At 36.2% G+C, this 20,015-nt stretch carries 17 protein-coding genes and 1 rRNA gene; 14 read left to right on the plus strand and 4 right to left on the minus strand.

From position 1 onward, the window contains the following. The first annotated feature begins 255 nt into the window (after nt 1-255). The 10 genes from qoxA (at nt 256) to WAZ07_RS19445 (ending at nt 9,942) form a co-directional block, all read left to right on the plus strand. The gene (gene qoxA / locus WAZ07_RS19400; protein ID WP_090918936.1) at nt 256-1,125 is read left to right on the plus strand and encodes a cytochrome aa3 quinol oxidase subunit II; all 870 of its coding nucleotides are present in this window, start codon (nt 256-258) and stop codon (nt 1,123-1,125) included. A gap of 33 nt (nt 1,126-1,158) precedes the next feature. Beyond that, the gene (gene qoxB, locus WAZ07_RS19405; protein ID WP_336473744.1) at nt 1,159-3,093 is read left to right on the plus strand and encodes a cytochrome aa3 quinol oxidase subunit I; all 1,935 of its coding nucleotides are present in this window, start codon (nt 1,159-1,161) and stop codon (nt 3,091-3,093) included. A 13-nt stretch (nt 3,094-3,106) separates the two neighbouring features. Further along, nucleotides 3,107-3,709, plus strand: coding sequence for a cytochrome aa3 quinol oxidase subunit III (gene qoxC, locus WAZ07_RS19410; protein WP_336473745.1), 603 nt, complete (start codon nt 3,107-3,109; stop codon nt 3,707-3,709). Nucleotides 3,710-3,711: 2 nt separating this feature from the next. Further along, complete coding sequence (gene qoxD, locus WAZ07_RS19415; RefSeq protein WP_090918941.1) at nt 3,712-4,011, plus strand: cytochrome aa3 quinol oxidase subunit IV; 300 nt, start codon at nt 3,712-3,714, stop codon at nt 4,009-4,011. A gap of 119 nt (nt 4,012-4,130) precedes the next feature. After that, nucleotides 4,131-4,355, plus strand: a complete 225-nt coding sequence (locus tag WAZ07_RS19420) for a DUF4022 family protein (protein ID WP_336473746.1) — start codon at nt 4,131-4,133, stop codon at nt 4,353-4,355. Between the two features lie 198 nt (nt 4,356-4,553). Further along, on the plus strand, nt 4,554-5,729 hold the full coding sequence (locus WAZ07_RS19425; RefSeq protein ID WP_336473747.1) for a M20 family metallopeptidase: 1,176 nt from the start codon (nt 4,554-4,556) through the stop codon (nt 5,727-5,729). Nucleotides 5,730-6,028: 299 nt separating this feature from the next. Further along, nucleotides 6,029-7,498, plus strand: coding sequence for a spore germination protein (locus WAZ07_RS19430; protein WP_336473748.1), 1,470 nt, complete (start codon nt 6,029-6,031; stop codon nt 7,496-7,498). Nucleotide 7,499: 1 nt separating this feature from the next. Further along, the gene (locus WAZ07_RS19435; protein WP_336473749.1) at nt 7,500-8,618 is read left to right on the plus strand and encodes a GerAB/ArcD/ProY family transporter; all 1,119 of its coding nucleotides are present in this window, start codon (nt 7,500-7,502) and stop codon (nt 8,616-8,618) included. After that, entirely contained in the window at nt 8,602-9,789 is a 1,188-nt protein-coding gene (locus WAZ07_RS19440; RefSeq protein WP_336473750.1) for a Ger(x)C family spore germination protein, read from the plus strand. Before WAZ07_RS19435 ends, WAZ07_RS19440 begins: the two co-directional genes overlap by 17 nt. Nucleotides 9,790-9,801: 12 nt before the next feature. Continuing rightward, entirely contained in the window at nt 9,802-9,942 is a 141-nt protein-coding gene (locus WAZ07_RS19445) for a hypothetical protein (RefSeq protein ID WP_336473751.1), read from the plus strand. Between the two features lie 144 nt (nt 9,943-10,086). Here the strand turns inward: WAZ07_RS19445 and WAZ07_RS19450 are convergent, their stop codons facing one another. From WAZ07_RS19450 to WAZ07_RS19460, 3 genes are read right to left on the minus strand one after another with little or no spacing between them, the layout of a single operon-like run. Continuing rightward, the gene (locus WAZ07_RS19450; protein WP_336473752.1) at nt 10,087-11,487 is read right to left on the minus strand and encodes a nucleoside recognition domain-containing protein; all 1,401 of its coding nucleotides are present in this window, start codon (nt 11,485-11,487) and stop codon (nt 10,087-10,089) included. After that, the gene (locus WAZ07_RS19455) at nt 11,465-12,187 is read right to left on the minus strand and encodes a FeoB small GTPase domain-containing protein (RefSeq protein WP_336473753.1); all 723 of its coding nucleotides are present in this window, start codon (nt 12,185-12,187) and stop codon (nt 11,465-11,467) included. Before WAZ07_RS19455 ends, WAZ07_RS19450 begins: the two co-directional genes overlap by 23 nt. Continuing rightward, nucleotides 12,184-12,441, minus strand: coding sequence for a FeoA family protein (locus WAZ07_RS19460; RefSeq protein ID WP_090918958.1), 258 nt, complete (start codon nt 12,439-12,441; stop codon nt 12,184-12,186). The genes WAZ07_RS19455 and WAZ07_RS19460 overlap by 4 nt, the downstream gene beginning before the upstream one ends. Nucleotides 12,442-13,161: 720 nt before the next feature. Between WAZ07_RS19460 and WAZ07_RS19465 the strand changes: the two genes are divergently transcribed. The 3 genes from WAZ07_RS19465 to pstA all read left to right on the plus strand — a co-directional run bounded on the left by WAZ07_RS19465 (nt 13,162) and on the right by pstA (nt 16,116). After that, complete coding sequence (locus WAZ07_RS19465; protein ID WP_336473754.1) at nt 13,162-14,064, plus strand: phosphate ABC transporter substrate-binding protein PstS family protein; 903 nt, start codon at nt 13,162-13,164, stop codon at nt 14,062-14,064. A gap of 241 nt (nt 14,065-14,305) precedes the next feature. After that, nucleotides 14,306-15,196: a phosphate ABC transporter permease subunit PstC gene (gene pstC, locus WAZ07_RS19470; RefSeq protein WP_139207750.1), complete on the plus strand. Its 891-nt coding sequence runs from the start codon at nt 14,306-14,308 to the stop codon at nt 15,194-15,196. A 2-nt stretch (nt 15,197-15,198) separates the two neighbouring features. Next, nucleotides 15,199-16,116 carry a phosphate ABC transporter permease PstA gene (gene pstA, locus WAZ07_RS19475; protein ID WP_090918963.1) on the plus strand — a complete coding sequence of 306 codons (918 nt, stop codon included), beginning with the start codon at nt 15,199-15,201 and terminating at the stop codon, nt 16,114-16,116. A 326-nt stretch (nt 16,117-16,442) separates the two neighbouring features. On the opposite strand, the gene WAZ07_RS19480 is transcribed toward pstA, so the two are convergent. Next, complete coding sequence (locus WAZ07_RS19480) at nt 16,443-19,487, minus strand: efflux RND transporter permease subunit (protein WP_336473755.1); 3,045 nt, start codon at nt 19,485-19,487, stop codon at nt 16,443-16,445. Between the two features lie 404 nt (nt 19,488-19,891). Here WAZ07_RS19480 and WAZ07_RS19485 point away from each other — a divergent pair. Then, nucleotides 19,892-20,015: ribosomal RNA gene (locus WAZ07_RS19485) — 16S ribosomal RNA — on the plus strand; the annotation flags it as partial.

Genomic DNA, 20,015 nt, shown 5'->3' on the forward strand with positions numbered 1-20,015 from the left:
TATTATGAGATAGCTTTTTTCTATTTATTGGATATTTTGGTATAACTTTATTTATCTTAAAATTTTAAAAATCGAAATATGATCTCAAAAATAGTTTACAATATTAGCAAGTTACAAATGTTTTTCATCGTAAAAACTGTGCATTTGTGTCTATTTTTTAACAATATCTCAAAAACTATTGCCATCTATAAATTAATAGGTTTATATTGTTTTATTGGCATAGTTTCAATCCAAGGAGAAAGGAGATTTTCAATCGTGCAACTGAAAAAAAAATTTTGGAAGTTGGCTTCTCTTCTTCCACTATCATTACTCTTGTTCCTCGGTGGATGCGAAAAAATCGCTGTATTAAATCCACAAGGACCTGTTGCAAAAACGCAGTATGATTTAATTATTTGGTCACTCATACTGATGTCAGTAATTATTGTAGTCGTATTCGTCCTGTTCACAATTATTTTAATTCGTTACCGTGAAAAACCAGAAAATATGGACTATGAGCCACCTGATATACACGGTAATACTCTTTTAGAAGTTATCTGGACTATTTTCCCTGTTATCATCGTGATTGCATTGTCAATCCCAACTGTAAAAGCAACGTACGCATCGGAAAAGCCACCAGAGCAAACAAAAGATATAAAACCTGTTGAAATTTACGTTACATCTGCTAACTGGAAATGGTTATTCAGTTATCCTGAGGAAGGAATTGAAACCGTTAACTATTTAAATGTACCAGCAGGTGTACCAATTCAATTTAAATTAACTTCTGTTGGTCCAATGAATGCTTTCTGGATTCCAGAACTTGGTGGAATGAAGTATACAATGGATGGCATGATTATGGATTTATACCTACAAGCTGATAAACCAGGTTCTTACACTGGACGTAGTGCAAACTTCTCTGGTGAAGGATTTACTCACATGGAGTTTGAACTTGAAGCAAAAACAAAAGAAGAGTACAACAAGTGGGTAAAAGAAGCAAAAGGTGCTCCTAAGTTATCAGAAAACAAATATAAAGAAATCATTCAACCAGGTGTAGTAGGGCGTATGACATACTCTAATACACATTTAAAATATGTAGATCCAAAATCACTTGAATATTGTGATTACAACTACTACAAAAACAAAAAGTAATAACGATTATTCCAACAGATTGGAGTGAATATAGTGAAGCTTGATGAATTTTTTGTCACAGGCGATCCGATTATATACGGAGCGGACGTATCTATTGTTCTTGTGACGTTAGGAATCATTTTTGTGCTGACAAAGTACAAAAAGTGGAGATGGCTTTGGGATGAGTGGTTAACTTCTGTTGACCATAAGAAAATTGGATTGATGTATATCATTTCAGCAATTGTAATGATGTTCCGCGGCGGTATGGATGGATTAATGATTCGTGCTCAGTTAACATTTCCTGACACAACATATTTAAACGCTGAACATTATAATGGTATCTTTACAACACACGGTACAGTTATGATTCTCTTCATGGCAATGCCGTTTGTTATGGGACTTATGAACGTTGTTGTTCCTCTTCAAATTGGAGCACGTGACGTTGCATATCCTTTCTTAAATGCATTAAGTTTTTGGTTATTCTTCGTCGGTGCTATGTTATTTAACATCGCCTTCGTTATCGGTGGTTCTCCAGACGCTGGGTGGACATCATACTTCCCAATGGCTGGTACAGAATTTAGCCCTGGTGTAGGAAATAACTACTATGCAATTGCATTGCAGATTTCAGGTCTCGGGACGCTGATGACAGGGATTAACTTCATGGTAACAATCTTAAAAATGCGTGCACCAGGCATGAAGTTAATGCAAATGCCAATGTTTACATGGTCTATTTTAATTACATGTGTCATCATCATCTTTGCTTTCCCAGTATTAACAGTTGCTCTTGCATTAATGTCATTTGACCGTCTATTTGACGCTCACTTCTTTACGATGGCGAGCGGCGGTATGCCAATGCTTTGGGCGAACTTGTTCTGGGTATGGGGTCACCCTGAAGTATATATCGTTATTTTACCGGCATTCGGTATTTTCTCTGAAATCGTAAGTACGTTCTCACGTAAACGATTATTTGGATATACAGCAATGGTTTACTCAATGGTTGCAATCGCAACTCTAAGTGGTCTTGTATGGCTGCATCACTTCTTTACAATGGGTGCAGGACCAGCAGTTAACTCATTCTTCTCGATTTCGACAATGGCGATTTCGATTCCAACGGGTGTTAAGATCTTTAACTGGCTGTTTACGCTTTATAAAGGTCGTATCCGTTTTACAGTTCCAATGCTTTGGTCATTGGCGTTTATTCCAAACTTCGTAATTGGTGGAGTTACAGGGGTTATGCTTGCGATGGCAGCAGCTGACTATCAATACCATAACAGCTACTTCCTAATCGCTCACTTCCACTACGTATTAATTGCAGGTACAGTATTCGCGATGCTTGCTGGATTTACATTCTGGTATCCAAAGATGACTGGTCATATGCTAAATGAGCGTCTTGGTAAATGGACATTCTGGATCTTTATGATCGGATTTAATATCTGTTTCTTCCCAATGTATTTCCTAGGTTTAGATGGTATGACTCGTCGTATGTACACTTACTCTGCAAACCTTGGATGGGGCGGATTAAACCTAATCGCATCTGTCGGTGCAGTAATGATGGCAGTTGGCTTTGCTTTATTATGCTACAACGTAGTTTATAGCATTCGTCATGGTGAGCGCGATGTAACTGGAGATCCTTGGGATGCTCGTACACTTGAATGGGCAACACAATCTCCAGTACAACATTACAACTTTGCAAAATTACCAGAAGTTAAGCATAGCGATGTATTCTGGGAAATGAAGAAAAACGGCGAAACTATTATACCAAAACCTGAAGAATTAAAACCGATTCATATGCCAAGTAATTCAGGCGTTCCAATCATTATGTCTTGTTTTATCGGTCTTGCAGGTTTTGCATTAGTATTTAGCTGGTTCTGGTTAGCAATTGTCGGTGGTATTGGTATGTTAGGTTGTATGATCTGGCGCTCGTTTGATTACGACGACGGATACTACGTTAGCGTAGATGAAATTAAAAAGACAGAACATGTTGCATGAGAGGTGAAACGAAATGGCGGCTTTAGATAAAAGCTTACCTCTAGAATATCAAGCTGAACAAAGTAGATTGAATATTTTAGGGTTTTGGATTTTCCTTGGGGCTGAAATCGTGCTGTTTGCAACACTTTTCGCCTCTTACCTAGTATTAGCTGGTCGTACGGCAGACGGGCCAACACCAGCACAAATTTTCGAAATAAAGCCTGTTATGATTGAAACACTTCTTCTTTTAACAAGTAGTTTCACATGCGGGATTGCAATTCATGAAATGCGTAAAGAAAACAAAAATGGTATGCTCCTATGGTTTATCCTTACGTTACTATTAGGTGCTGGATTCCTTTACATGGAGATTGAAGAGTTTATCATGTATGTTGGCCAAGGTGCTACACTACAAACAAGCGGATTCTTATCTGGATTCTTCGTTCTTCTTGGAACGCACGGTGCCCACGTAACAGGTGGTATCATTTGGGCAACTTGTGTTATTATCCAAATTTTAAAACGAGGACTGACACCAGTTACAGCTCGTAAAGTATTTATTATCAGCTTATACTGGCATTTCCTTGATGTTGTTTGGATCTTCATTTACACACTAGTTTACTTGAACGGGATGGTGGCGTAATAATGGGACAAAACAATACAAATGCTCATAGCGGATTTCCATGGTCACACGTTTTCGGATTTATTTTATCGCTTGCATTAACGTTCCTAGCTTTATATGTAGCGTTACACACAAGCTTGCCACTTTCAACAATTTTAACAAGCATTCTTGTAATGGCAGTGGCACAAGCAGCATTACAATTAGTTATGTTTATGCACATGACAGAAGGAGAGGGAGTAATACAAACAATCACAATCGTATTCCACTTTTTCATCGCGGCAATAACGGTTGTTGGTACAGTTTGGATTTTCTTCTCTATGTAATATATTTTCAAAAGCCTGTTGGGACATTGTCTCAGCAGGTTTTTTTGTAATTATTTCTTAAGGTTCACTTCTGTGTATGGTAAAATATTACTATTATATAACTAAGGAAGTGGCAATACATGTCAATCTCAACTTTAGCCCTTTTATTACTTGGGGAAGTACTTATCGCAATTATATTAATTGGTTTAAGCATTGAAATTTGGAGTTATGGATGGAAAAAAACAAAGGCAGTAAAATATTCTTGTATCTTATGTTCTCTTATTATTGGAACGAGTAGTGTATTAGGACTTTGCGTCGCACCTGCTTATTTCTTTTTGCAACTCATAGATAAGGCGAACCTTTGAGTATATCGTATATATACAAGTTAAAAAATTCTTTCTTTTGGGGGAGCATCTGGCTGCGGAGAGAAACGGTCAGAGCTTTTTCTATTTATAGACTAAAACATCAAATAAATAAAAACTACAATTATCAGAATAGTTTTTATTTTACAAAGCATACAAGTTATAATAACAGGTAATTGAATGAAGAAAGGATGATTGTATATGGATCTAATCCAAGAAGCATCTATTTCAAAAGAACAGCTTATTTGGTGGAGAAGACATTTTCATATGTACCCAGAGCTTTCTTATTCTGAAGAACAAACATCTCAAATGGTTTATGATATACTGCAAACCTTTCCTCATCTAGAAGTTTCGCGTCCGGCGCGTTATAGTGTAATGGCACGATTGATTGGTAAGCAACCCGGAAGAACAATTGCGCTTCGTGCTGATATGGATGCCTTGCCTATCGAAGAGGAAAACCAGTTTGATTTTGTTTCCCGTTCTAAAGGAGTTATGCATGCGTGCGGACATGATGGACATATGGCGATGTTACTGGGAACAGCATACACACTTTCACAAAAATATGATCAAATTGAAGGGGAAATTCGCTTTTTATTTCAACATGCTGAGGAAAACTTTCCGGGCGGTGCACAGGAAATGGTTGACGCTGGTGTTATGGAAGGCGTTGATTGCATTATTGGTGCACATCTTTGGTCACCGCTAGAAGTTGGGAAAATTGGCGTTATATATGGTCCAGCGATGGCTGCTCCAGATGCATTTTCGATTACGATTATTGGGAAAGGTGGACATGCTGGTATTCCGCATGAAACAATTGATAGTATCGCGATTGGTACACAATTTGTTTCTCAATTACAACAAATTGTCTCAAGGCTCACGAATCCGTTAGATTCATTGGTGTTATCGGTAACACAGTTCCATGCAGGGACAACTCATAATGTAATTCCTGATAGTGCGACAATCGGCGGGACAGTGAGAAGCTTACGAAATGAACTTCGGAAGCAAACAGCAGAGCGCATTGAAAAAATCGTAAAAAGTATTACAGAGGCATACGGTGCATCTTATACATTTACATACGAATATGGATATCGCCCAGTTGTAAACGAAGAGACTGTAACAAGACATGTAGAAACTACGGCATTGCAACTTTTAGGAAAGGAATGTGTTGTTCGCTTACAGCCAACAATGGCTGGAGAAGATTTTTCAGCATTTTTACAAAAAGCTCCAGGTACATTTTTCTTTATAGGGGCTGGAAATGAAGAGAAAGGGATTATATATCCTCATCATCATCCGCGTTTTACAATTGATGAGGATGCCTTGCCAATTGGGGTAAGCGTATTTGTTTCGTCAGTTTTGAATTTCATGAGAAATGGAAAATAAGATCTTGTTTTATTCGAGTTATCCAGTCACTAAGGGATAACTCTTTTTGTATATATTTTCTTTAAGTAGAGAAATCTAACTATATAAATTCGTTTTACATTTTTGAGATCTAAGCCGCTGCTATGCAAAATACAACAGGACCGCCCCTTTGTTTTACACCTCCTTTCATGTGGCAGAAAAAGGCCCTGACCGTTTCTATGCACGGCCAAATGCTCTCGTCTCCCTCTAAAAAGAAATAGATTTTTATGTCGCTTTTTTAACTTATATAACATTTTGAAACAGAAAGTTAGGTGGTATATATGATTGGATTAAATACTAACTTATCGAAAATAACAAATGAAATTCGAAATAAGTTAGATTCACCTAACGACTTAACTGTGCGTGAATTTTCTCTTTTAGGGGCAAATAATCGCTGTGCAGTCGTCTTTTTATGCGGACTCAGTAATAAAGACATGATTTATCGCTTTGTTATTCGGCCATTGCAGTATGAAGAAATTCCTAAACAAGCACCAATTATGCAAACAGTAATGGATCGCTTTTTATCAGTTGGAGAAGTGAGTATTGCAAAGACATTTCCAGATGTTATGAATGCACTATTAGCAGGCGATACAATTGTGTTACTTGATGGTATTTCTTCCGCAATAATTATAAATTTCCGTGAATGGGAAAAACGAAGTCTCGATTCACCTTCTACCGAGACAATCATTCGCGGACCTAATTTAGGATTTATTGAGGATGTAAATGTAAATAAAATGTTAATTCGGCGTCACATCCGTGACCCGCAACTGCGTTTTCGCTCTTATATCATGGGGAAGCGCTCACAGAAAGAAGTAACGTTAGTTTATATTGAAGACATTATTAATCCTTATATTGTAGAGGAGTTACATAATAGAATTCAATCTATTGAAACTGATATTATTTTTGAAACAGGAACGATTGAACAATTGATACAAGATAATAATTTATCCCCGTTCCCTCAATTTTTAAATACAGAAAGACCAGATAATGTTGCCGCATCACTTGCAAAAGGAAAAGCAGCTATTTTAGTAGACGGTTCTCCATTTGCACTAATTGCTCCGATGGTGATGATTGATATATTTCAATCACCGGAAGACCACTATGAACGGTGGATGATTGGAACGCTGTTAAGAGGACTTCGAATATTAGCAGGCATGATTGCAATTTTATTACCGGCTATGTATGTAGCTCTTGTTTCTTATCATCAAGGGCTTATTCCCTCTACTCTTGCCTATTCAATTGCTGGAGCAAGAGAAGGTGTCCCATTCCCGGCGTATGTCGAGACGCTCATCATGGCTTTCACAATGGAACTTATTCGCGAAGCCGGGATCCGTCTTCCTAAGCCGATGGGGCAAACGATTGGGATTGTAGGAGGTCTTGTCATTGGAGAGGCTGCTGTAAGTGCTGGGATTGTAAATCCGTTTCTTGTCATTATTATTGCAGTCACAGCGGTAGCTACATTTTCATTGCCGGTATATAGCATTACGATTACTTTTCGTATTTTACTGTTTGCATTTATTTTAGCTGCTACAGTTTTTGGGTTGTATGGAATTATTTTAGGATTAATTGCATTAGCGATTCACATCGTCAATTTAACGAGTGTTGGAGTACCATATTCAGCGCCGATTGCACCTGCTTTTTATAAGGATTGGAAGGAGGATGTGGCTCGTTTGCCTAAAGCGATGTTAAAAGAAAGACCTGAGTATTTACAACCGAAAGATAATACATTGCGTTCGAAGGAGAGAGAATAAAGTGAAACCATTTGAGTATGGAGATGAAGAAATTGGTACTCGTGAACTCGGTTTTGCTGTATCTTCTACCATTATTGGTACAGGTGCACTTTCTATGCCGCGCGTTATGGCAACTCATTCCCTTTTTGCTGATGGATGGATTCTTTTACTCATAGGGGGGGTAACAAGTGCTTGTTTTGTATGGTTTATCATGAAGGTAGCCATTTTATTTCCGAAACAAAATTTTGTTCAATATACGAGCGTGTATTTAACGAGGCCGATTACTTATATTGTCTGTTTTATTTTAATCCTAACATTTACGGGAATTACGGCTTATGAAGCGCGAACAATTTCTATTATTTCTCAAACATATTTATTTAGTGAAACACCTGTTCAGCTTTTGTCTTTTTTTTATTTGCTTGTTGTTGTTTATGGTGTTTGTGGATCTAGGACAGGTTTATTAAGGCTTAGTGTTATATTCTTACCGATTGTTCTTACTGCTATTATTTTGTTATCGCTGTTAAATGTTAATTTAATGGAATTTGAAAATGTATCTCCATTTTTTAAAACTAAAATTAATAAATATGTAGGGGGGGTCAGAGAAACCGCTTTTACATTTATTGGATTCGAGGTAGGTTTTTTCTATGCTGCTATACTAAAATCAACGAAAAAAGCCCCTCTTGCAGCAGTAAAAGGGGTTATGGTTACTGTTTTATCCTATATATTAATTTATGTTACTTGTATAAGTGTATTTACTTATTTAACAACTAGCACTTTAACATATCCAACAATTGAACTTGGAAAGGAGATTGAAATAGGAGGAGGATTTCTAGAGAGATTTGATGCGATCTTTTTTATAACATGGATTATTACTGTTTTTAATACAACTGCATTGTATTATGATGTTGCTATTTTTTTATTTTGTGCAATGTTTCCTGCAATAAAAAAACATACGTTTATTTTTATTAGCGCACCTATCATTTATATTGTAAATATGATTCCAGGTAATTTGAATGTGATAAGTAAGTACGGTACATATTTAGCTTGGGTTGACATGGCGGTTATGTTTGTTGTTACGCTTCTTATTTTTATTGTTTATAAAATAAAAGAAGGGGGAAATAAAAATGAAACCTCTTCTTAACATAATGGGCTGCATATTTTTTGTTATATTGATAAGCGGTTGCTCTGAGCGGGAGGAAATTGAAGAAAGAGGCTTCGTTGTTGGTGTTGCATTCGACCCGGCAACGAATAAGGGAGAAAAAAGTGAAACGGCAACTACCAGTTATCCACGCCTTATAAAAGGAACGTATCAAATTGTGTTGCCGAGTTCTTTAACGGAGCAGGACAGTAAAGACGGCGGGAAAAACTATATTAATATTAATGCAACGGCTGATAGTGTATTTGCTCAAATTCGTATTATCTCTAAGAAGATAAGCCGTTCTTTATTTTTTCCTCATATAGAAGTACTTATTTTTTCTGAGGACTTATTGAAAAAACCTTTCGTTTTAGAAGATGCATTAGATGTATTTTTTCGTGATCATGCGATGCGAAGGAATATTCGTATTTTCGTTTCAAAAGGAAGGGCGGAAGACATATTAAAACAGAGTGCAAAACCAGAAAATTTACCAGCTAAATATATAAGTATGATATCAAATCATGCACAAAAAAATGCCCAAATGTTAGAAGCGATTCGAATTGGTGATTTGCAAGAGAAAATGTCTGCTAACAGAAGTTTTGTTCTTCCAGTCTTAGGACTAACGCGTCAGGGGATTAAGATGGAAGGAGCAGCTGTATTTCGCGGGAAAGACAAAAAGCTTGTCGGTAGATTAAATGGAATGGAAACATTAGGATTAAATTATATTATTGGGAAAAAAGTAGGAGGTTTTTTTAAAATTCAAAGAGGAAATCAACAGATTGTATTTGAAATCCGTTCAATGCACCGGAAAATTCATCCATTCTTAACGGATCCTACAAAACCTAAATTTGTAATTGATGTATATTTAGCTGGGGCATTAGCAGAAGTTTATTTAAGAAAAGATAATAAGGCGATGAGTGACAAGGAAATCAGCAAATACCTTGCAAGTGAAATGGAAAAACAGCTACAAAAGACAGTGAAAGTTGTTCAAAAAGATTTGAAAGTAGATGTACTTGGAGTAGGAGAGTATTACAAGCGCAAAAATTATAAGAAATGGATAAAAGTTAAAAAAAATTGGGATAAAGGCCAAAATTATTTTAGCAATAGCCATATCATTGTTCGTGTACATCCAAGTATTGAACATACAGGGTCTGTGTTACCAATAAGAAGTGAGTAAAGGAGTAGCGTCATGTTTACAAATTTAGGGATTATATGTACGGTTTTAATGGCAACTCTCCCGTATACAGCTTATTTTATTCATAAAAAAATACAAGAATATGGTGCGCAACCTTGGCAAAAACAAATGCAGCCCAAAAAGAAACCTGAGTAATACGGAGGGAACTGAAAAAGTCCGTTTAAAGAGAAAAAGAAGATAACCATCTACTTTGTATTGTTGGTTATCTTCTTTTTGTTCTCTGTATATGGATGGGATTGTCATTCTTACTTAAAGTCGCAATACGTCGCATGTTTTTTACTATATGATTCCTAACCAGTTTATTAATTGCGTAGAAAGGAATGTAACAACAATGGCAATTACAGTTGGAATTGCAAATGAAAGAAAAGTCCATTTTACACTTTTCGTTTCTTTATAGATATTAACTAAAGTTGTTCCACACGGGAAATGAAGAAGAGAGAACAGCATCATATTTAATGCAGTTAGCCAAGTCCAACCGTGCTCGAGAAATAACTGTTTAATTTGTGTTAAATTTTCTAGCTCTGTTAATGAACCTGTTGATAAATAAGCCATTAATAAAATTGGAACAACAATTTCGTTTGCGGGTAAACCGAGAATAAATGCTGCTAAAATATATCCGTCAAGTCCAAGTAATTTTGCAAACGGATCTAAAAAGTTCACTATATACATAAGAAGGCTTGTGTCTCCAATAAATACATTTGCTAGTATCCATGTTAATATCGCTGCAGGTGCTGCTACGATAACAGCACGTTTTAGAACGTATATGGATTTATCGAGTGTTGCACGTACGATCGTATCCCAAATTTTAGGCTTTCTATAAGGTGGTAATTCTAGTGTGTAGTGGGTTGGAACACCTTTTAAAGCTGTTTTTGAGAGTACCCATGATACAGTTAAAGTTACGACAATACCAATTATAACCATACCGACAACAACACCGGATGTTACAAGGGTTTGCATGCCACCCGTATATCCAGCGGCCATGAATAAAGATGCTAATAAAATAAGTGTTGGCCACCTGCCATTACAAGGAACAAAGTTATTTGTTAAGATTGCGAGCATACGTTCACGTGGTGATTCAATAATACGCGTTGACATAATTGCAGCTGCATTACAGCCAAAGCCCATTGCCATCGTTAATGATTGTTTTCCGTGTGCTCCGGCACGTTTAAAAAGACGGTCCATGTTAAAAGCAACACGTGGCAAGTACCCATAGTTTTCTAGTAAAGCGAATATTGGGAAGAAAATAGCCATTGGCGGTAACATAACACTAATAACAGCCCCTGTTCCGCGAAATAAACCGAGAATAAGAATACCATGTAGCCATTTCGGGGCATTCATTGTTTGGAACCAAGTTGTTAAATGACCTTCTGCCCATCCGAACAATTCAGCAATCATATCAGAAGGAACGTTAGCTCCTGCAATTGTAAGGTAAAAAACAACAGATAAAATAGCAAGCATAATAGGAAAGCCAAATATAGGAGAAGTGAAGATTTTATCGAGCTTCTCTGAGCGATATAATTTATTTTTATCTGTATATTGAACCGAATCCTTACAAATAGTAGCTGAAGCACGGTAAATATCACCGACAATTTCATCGCGAATGTCTTCTTTAACAAGTGTCCGCGCATGATGAACGATATAGTCTAATGGAAGGGCTTTACTGGCTGAATGAGATTTCATTAATTACGACCTCCCTTACAAGTGGTTCTTCATGATGTTTTTGAAGAGATTCTAAGAAATTCTTGTCTCCATCTAAAATGCGAAGTGCAATCCAACGAGCTGGATAAGCGTCTCCAAAAACTTTATATATTTGCGGCTCGAGTTCCTGAATCATTTTTTCTATTTTTGCGTTATAAGTAATTTGAAAAGGGGTAGGGATTAATTTTCCATTTACTACTTTTTCAATTGTATTTAGCAACTGACCGATTCCGATTTTGTTGCGGGCAGAAATTTTTACAACAGGAACTCCAAGAGATTTTGCTAATTTTTTCTCATCGATTATAATGCCTTTCTTTTCTGCTTCATCAATTAAATTCACACATATAATCACTTCTTTTGTCATTTCCATTACTTGCAAGGCTAAGTTCAAATTTCTTTCCATTGCAGTGGCATCAACAACAACAACTGTCACCTCTGGTTTTTCAAAAATAATATAGTCACGTGCCACTTCTTCATCAGCAGAATTTGAGTATAAGGAATATGTTCCTGGCAAATCGATTACAGTATAGAGGTTTCCATTATGTTCATATTCGCCTTCAGCTTTTAATACCGTTTTTCCTGTCCAGTTTCCAGTATGTTGTTTTAATCCAGTTAACGTATTAAATAATGTGCTTTTTCCTGTGTTTGGATTCCCAGCTAATGCGATGCGATGTTTCTTCATTGTGAATCATCTCCTATCAAGCTTCCTAATATGAGAGAGCTCTCTTCATTTCGAAGTGCGATTGTTGTATTGCTTACTTGATATGCAATGGGATCGCCAAGCGGGCTTTTTTGCAACACTTTAATCGTTGCCCCTGGAATGAATCCTAAATCTAGCAGGCGACGTTTCATAGTTCCTTCTAATTGGATTTTTTCAATTTGTACGAGCTGACCTGTTTTAAAAGTAGAAAGTGGTTGAGTTTTAACCGATGTCATAAGAGTTACCTCACCTCTATTTTTTTAGTACGAGTTCAAAAAGTTTCCCTAGGGAAACTTTTGGTTAATATTATACTAGATGATAGTGAAGGATATTGTCAATTGTTACTTTAGAAATATTCAATCATTTATTTGAGTGTTCCGATTTATCCCGCTATTCTTGGGCAGTAAAACCTTCACTTATGAAAGTTTCACATCTATATATAAGTTGAAAAACGACATAAAACCTAGGGGCACGAGAACGTTTGATTGCGCATAGAAATGATTAGGGCCTTTTCCTGCCACATATAATGTTTAAAACAAAAGGGGAAAGTGAGTGTAGTTCATGTTGTATTCTGCCTAGCAGCAACTTATTCGAAGAATTTAAATGGGTATATAAATGTTATTCCATTGCACGCTGAGGTTTTAGGTGTTTTAACAGGAGAAACGTAGAGTTTTTGTAAAAACAATCTTAATAAAATCGTAGAAATATATATTGAAATTTACGTTTAATTTACATTATTAAAATTAAATTTACAATGTGTATGGTTTCTTTAGGTTTTTCGCTATTTTTTGTAGAGAAACAATGAATATATATAGCTTTTTCTAAGAATCTACAGCCTTTACTTAAAATTTAAAAACGCTTAACACTGACATAATATTATTATCCTACAATGAATTTATGTTACGGGATATGCACATCAGGAAATGAAAAGTGATAATTAAATGGGGGTACAAAACATGGTTATGAAAAAAGGCTTGAAATTTTCTTTAGCGGCATTGGTAGTTGCTGGTGCTTTAGTAGGGTGCGGGAAATCAGAAAGCACAGGAAATAAAGAAACTGCTAAAGGTGGTAATGAACCGAAACAAGAATTATCGGGTACAATTACAGCGGCTGGTTCTACAGCGCTTCAACCACTTGCAGAAGAGGCAGCTAAAGAATTTATGGACAAAAATTCAAAAGTATCAATTACAGTTCAAGGTGGCGGTAGTGGAACTGGAATTAACCAAGTAGCTTCTGGTGCTGTTCAAGTTGGTAATTCCGATGTTCCAGCTGCGGATAAAATAAAAGAAGCAGATAAAGCGAAAGAATTAGTAGATAACAAAGTTGCAGGTATCGCATTTGCATTAGTTGTAAATAAAGATGTAAAAGTTGATAACTTAACATTAAAACAAGTACAAGATATTTTCTCTGGTAAAGTTACAAACTGGAAAGATGTTGGCGGAAAAGATGAAAAAATCAATATAGTTAATCGTCCAGCAGCATCTGGTACACGTGCTACATTTGAAAAAACAGTTATGAAAGACGTGAAAATTAACGATGCTACAGGTACAACACAAGACTCAAATGGTGCAGTAGAGCAAGCGATTAACTCTACACCAGGATCTGTTAGCTACTTAGCTATGTCCTACATGACTGGTGACAAAAAAGGTACTTTAAAAACATTGAAAATTGATGGCGTAGAACCAAAAACTGAAAATATTTCTGCTGGTAAATATCCGTTTTGGTCTTATGAATACATGATTACAAAAGGTGAAGCAAAAGATGCAACAAAAGGCTACATTGATTATGTAAAAGGTAAAGACTTTGAAAAGAAAGTAGAAGAGATGGGTTACATCCCAATGTCTAAATTAAAGCAATAATATAAAGTGAAACTTTAATCAGTGGGGGGTTCTTTATCCCCCACTGATTATTAGTTGAACCAATCGGGCGCATGCCAGCAGTTTATCTCCCACCGAATATTCTAGCCACTGGAGCTGGACAATGTTTTCGCTGAATTTTGAGGTGGGAGTATTACTGCTCGCGAATAGCGGGATAAAGCGGGGCTGGCTATTTAGCCAGTCCTGTTCATTTCAATATATGAAGTGAGGTTGTGGTCTTGTGATGAAGGGGAAAAAACAAATTAACTACGTAAAAAGTGAATATATTGGAAGAACACTTGTGACGCTTTGTGGTTTATTAATTGTTGCAATTACATTAGCTATTATCGCGTTCATTTGTGCAAAAGGGATTCAATCATTTACACAAAGTAATATCTCGATTTCAGAAGTGTTTACATCAACAAAATGGGCTCCGAATGAAGGAAATGGAAGTTTTGGGGCTGTTATTTTCATAGTTGGATCTACGCTAGTATCTCTTGGTGCGGTAATCATTAGTGCACCAATTGCAATTGCACTCGCAGTGTTTATGAATTTGATTTCACCGAAGTTTGGAAATAAAGTATTAAAGCCGGTTTTAGAATTGTTGGTAGGGATTCCGTCTGTTGTATATGGTTTACTAGGCGTCACGATTTTAGTCCCGATTTTACGAGATTCATTTGGTGGTGTAGGATTTAGTTTAATTGCAGGTATTGTTGTATTAAGCATTATGATTTTGCCAACGATTGCAAGTATTGCTTCTGATGCAATTCGTTCGGTTCCTTTTGAATATTTAGAAGCCTCTTATGGTTTAGGATCGACAAAATGGCAAGCGATTAGTCGTATTATTGTTCCAGCTGCAAAAAAAGGTATTTTAACAGGGGTTGTTCTTGGATTAGCTCGAGCTTTCGGGGAAGCATTAGCAGTGCAAATGGTAATAGGAAATACAATAAAATTACCAGAAGGAATATATAGTCCAACTTCAACTTTAACGGGTATTTTGACAATGGATATGACAAATACGTTAAATGGAACGGCCTGGAATAATGCGCTATGGACGTTAGCGATGATATTACTTTTGATTTCTTTCTTATTTATTGTAGTAATTCGAGCGATTGGCCAAAGAGGTGAAAGATAACGATGAATGCTAGAACAGTTAATAGTATATGGACGGGTATTTTTTATGCAGTTGCATTGTTTATAGTCACTTTACTTGTTTTTCTTGTATATGAAATTTTACAAAAAGGTTGGGGATTTTGGGATCCAAGTTTTTTATTTGGAGAACCGAGTAATACAAGAGCAGGAGGAGGGATTGGACCTCAATTATTTAACTCCTTTTACATGCTTGTTATTACATTGATTATTTCGATTCCTTTAGGTCTCGGTGCAGGGATTTACCTAGCGGAATATGCAAAACAAGGTCGTTTTTTAAATTTTGTTCGCTTATGTATTGAGACAATGGCTTCCTTACCTTCTATTGTAGTTGGTTTATTTGGATTGCTTGTGTTTGTTACGACAGCGGGTTGGGGATACACTGTCATGGGTGGAGCTTTAGCCTTAACGATTTTAAATTTACCAGGTTTAACGCGCGTTTGTGAAAATGCAATTACAGAAATTCCATCTAATGTGAAAGAAGCAAGTCTTGGGTTAGGTGCAACAAAGTGGCAAACAATTGTAAGAACGATTCTTCCATCTGCATTGCCGCAAATTATTACAGGTGTAATTTTAGCGGCTGGACGTATTTTTGGTGAAGCGGCGGCACTCATTTACACAGCTGGATTAACGTCACCAATTTTAAACTCGGCAGCAGATTTTTCAAGTCCTGCACATCCATTAAATCCATTCCGACCAGCAGAAACATTAGCAGTGCATATCTGGAAGTTGAATTCTGAGGGAATTATCCCTGACGCGAAACTAATTGCAACAAAATCAGCAGCAGTATTAATCATTATGGTATTACTATTCAATATTATTGCAAGGTTTACCGCATCTGTACTCCATAAGCACTTTACTGGTACGAAAAAATCTCGCAAAAGTAGTAAAGTAAAAGCAGCATAACTTTTTATATACAAATTGAATAACAGATATAAAAAACTTTCTTTTAGATGGGCGAGAGCATTTGGCTATGCATAGAAGCGGTCAGGACTTTTTCCTGCCACGTGCAAGGTTAAAACCAAGGGGAGAAAGCGAGCGGGGATCACTTTTTGTTTTGTATAGCTGCGATTTATGTGTCAAAAGTTTAAAATGGATATATAGAATAAAGAGAGTGTCCTAAAAGTTTGAGAAAATCGACTTTTAAAGGACACTCTTGTTTTGTCATGTGAAATTCTGAAAGGAAAAATGCAAAAGCCGTATTCGGAAGTCTGAATACGGCTTTTATATTTTTAAGATTTAGGAACATTTGTATAAGATTCGTGTTGCTTTTTGCGGTGTCTTCTACTACCGATTCGATCTAGCAATTCGTACATAACGGGTACGACAACTAGTGTTAGTAATGTAGAAACTAATAAACCGCCAATGACTACAACAGCTAAGCTTTTGGATACCATGCTTCCAGCTTGTGTATCACCGAATAATAGAGGGAGCATTGCGAAGATGGTTGTAATAGCTGTCATGATAATTGGGCGCAACCGTACTGAACCAGCTTCTAATAGTGCTTCTCTTGTTGCCATTCCTTTTTCGCGGTTTTGTTGTACACGTTCTATTAATACAATTGCATTCGTTACAACAATCCCGATTAGCATTAAAGCTCCGATAAGAGAGTTTAAATCGACAGGTATTTGTGAAAGAATTAAACCTAAAATCCCGCCTACAGCTGCTAATGGGAGAGAGAATAAAATTGCAAATGGTGCACGTGCTTGCCCGAAAGTAATGACCATAATTAAGTAAACAACACCAATCGCAATTCCCATAACCTTAAATAAATCAGTGAAATTTTCTTGCATCGATTCTGTTGCTCCAGCAATGGTAACTTTCGCTCCATCAGGCAATTTCAAATCTGCAATAGCTGTATTTACTTCTGCGCTTACTTTACTTAAGTCTTCACCTTTCGCTTCTGCTGTAACTTGAATTGTTTCTTTTCCGTCCTTGTGAAATATTTCGGTTTGTATTTGTTTTTCAGAAATCGTTGCAACATCTTTTAATGCGATTAAACCAGTGATTGGTGACAAAATATTTGAGTTTAAAATCGCATCTTTATTAGGAGGCTCTGTTTTTTTGTGTTCTAGCATAAGAGTTGTCTTTTCATTGTCGAGTGTGATTTGGCCAATTGGCGATTTTTTCATTAGAAATGCCACTTGTTGTCCGATGACTTCAGAATTTAGTCCTGCTTTTTCTGCTTTTGTTTGATCGACGTTAACAACCCATTCGTTTTTTTCTTCCTCCGTATTCGTTTTTACTTTTGAAAGACCATTTAAGCTTTTTAATTTTGTAGTAACAAGGTCGGAAGTTTGTTTTAAATCTTTATTATTGTTAGCGGTGATGTTAAATTGTAATGCATTTCCACCACCGAAATTTGAAAAACTTACTTTTATATAATCAAATGTTGCTGGTTGAAATTGATTCTGTTCTTTTTTTAGTTTATTAATGTACGTTTCAAGGTCAATTCCTTTTTTAAACCCTACATATATACTTGCAAGATTGTTTTTTGTCGTTTGTCCCCACTGTGCATCTTCTGAAGCAGAACCCATCCGTAATGTAACATCTTGTACTTGTGAATCTGCAAGTAACTTTTTCTCAAATTCAAAAGCTTGCTGTTTCCCTTTCTCTAAATCGTAATTAGCAGGAAATGTCATATTAATGGAAAGCATGGTGTTATCATCAGATTTAATGTTGGCTTTTGGGAGTAGAATGTAAGCTGCAATTGAACCAACAAATAATAAAAAAGAAGTAAATAAAATGATAAATTTATGTGATAACGACCATTTTAAAATGGCTGTATAACGTTTCGTTTCTTTTCGCTCTTCATGTTTTGTTTTCTTTAAAAGTAGAAAAGCCATGAGTGGAACAACTGTTAATGCTACCAATAAGGATGAAAGAATTGAATATACAACAGCTAACACCATAGGTAACATAAATTCACCGATTCCACCTGATACGAGACCGATTGGTAAAAAAACAGCGACGGTTGTTAAAGTAGAAGATGTAATCGCGATTGCAACTTCTTTTGTAGCATCAATAATGACGTCTTTTGAGAAAGAATCTTTTTGTAAACGACGGAAAATGTTTTCAATTACAACGATGCTATCATCGACAAGGCGTCCGACAGCAACTGCTAATCCACCTAATGTTAAAATATTTAAAGTGATATGAGATTGATTAAGTAAAAAGAGTGTAAGGAGTATGGATAAAGGGATACTGACAACGGCGATTAAAGTAGTACGAATGTTACGCAAGAAAATTAAAATGATGAATGTAGCGGCAATAGCACCAAGAACAACTTCTTTAGCCATACTTGTAACAGCGTTTTGGACCTGTTCGTGTGTGGACATAAGTGTTTTTATCGTAAAAGTATCTTTATATTGTTTACTTATATCATTAACCTTTTTCTCGATTTCTTTTCCGATTGTAACAGCATTTTTGCTTGGTTCTTTCATAACGACTAGTACAGCGCCATCTTCTCCGTTAATGTGAGAAATTGCATCATGATGTTGTTTCAACTCAATTTTTGCGATATCACTTAATTTTACTTGCGGTGTGAGTGTAATGTTTTTTACCTCTTCAATACTTTTAATTTCTCCAATTACACGAAGTAGATGATTTTCATTATTTATAGATATTTGCCCAGCTGGTATAGAAACTTCTTTTCCTTGAAGGGCAGATACGATTTGTGATGTTATGATGTTTTGATCTTTCATTTTAACGGGATCTAATACAATAGATAGTTCTGATGTTGATTTCCCGTAAAACATAACATTAGAAACACCGTCGATATTTTCAAGTTGTGGGATAATTTCTTTTTCAATTTGTTTTTCATCGGCTTTTGTAAAGCCATTTTTCTTTTGGGCTGTAATTTGTGCGAGTGGAATCATAGAAGTATTTAGCTGGCTGACAATAGGTTTCATTATGCCTTTTGGAAGCGGCATTCCGTTTGTGAGTTTTTCAACTTCACGCGCTGCATCTTTCATATTTGTCTTTGCGGTATACATAATTTCAATCTTTGACAATCCCTCACTTGTTGATGATGTAATGGTATCGACATGTGAAAGATTTCGAAACTGCTTTTCGAGAGGTTCTGTTACTTCTTTTGTCATTGTTTCAGCATCTAGTCCCTCAGATAAGGTAGTAATTGTTACAACTGGTTGATCCATGCTTGGCAAAAACTCCATCGGTAATTTAGAGCCGGAATAAATACCTAATACAGAGATGAGAAAAATCATGATGATAATAGCGGCCCTGTTTTTTAATGAAAACTTCGTCAATCTTTCCATAAGTGAATTCCTCCATGATAGGGTTTGATGGTTTACTGTTTTACTATATAACAAACGATAAGGATTTAGAGTTAAGTGTATGTAAAAAATTCCTAAAAAAATTCTTAAGTGAGGCGTTCAGTGTATGGCTAGCGAAAGGTTTATAAAGGATTGAATTGATATCATCAAAAAAACTTTATGTTTTTTTAAAAAAATACTTGTATTAAAAAAAAGAAGATGATATATTAATAAACGTCGCTGCTGCACTTCAGCAGAAAGCGAAAAATAAAAAACTTAGTTGACATTGAATAACTGAAATGTTAGCATAAGGAAGTCGCAATCAGGCGGCAAACAAGTTCTTTGAAAACTGAACGAAACAAACAACGTGAAACGTCAATTTTTATTTATGATGCTAGACAAACACTTTATTGGAGAGTTTGATCCTGGCTCAGGATGAACGCTGGCGGCGTGCCTAATACATGCAAGTCGAGCGAACCGATTAAGAGCTTGCTCTTAAGAAGTTAGCGGCGGACGGGTGAGTAACACGTA

This window comes from Bacillus bruguierae (genome assembly GCF_037104725.1).
Lineage (GTDB): Bacteria > Bacillota > Bacilli > Bacillales > Bacillaceae_G > Bacillus_A > Bacillus_A bruguierae.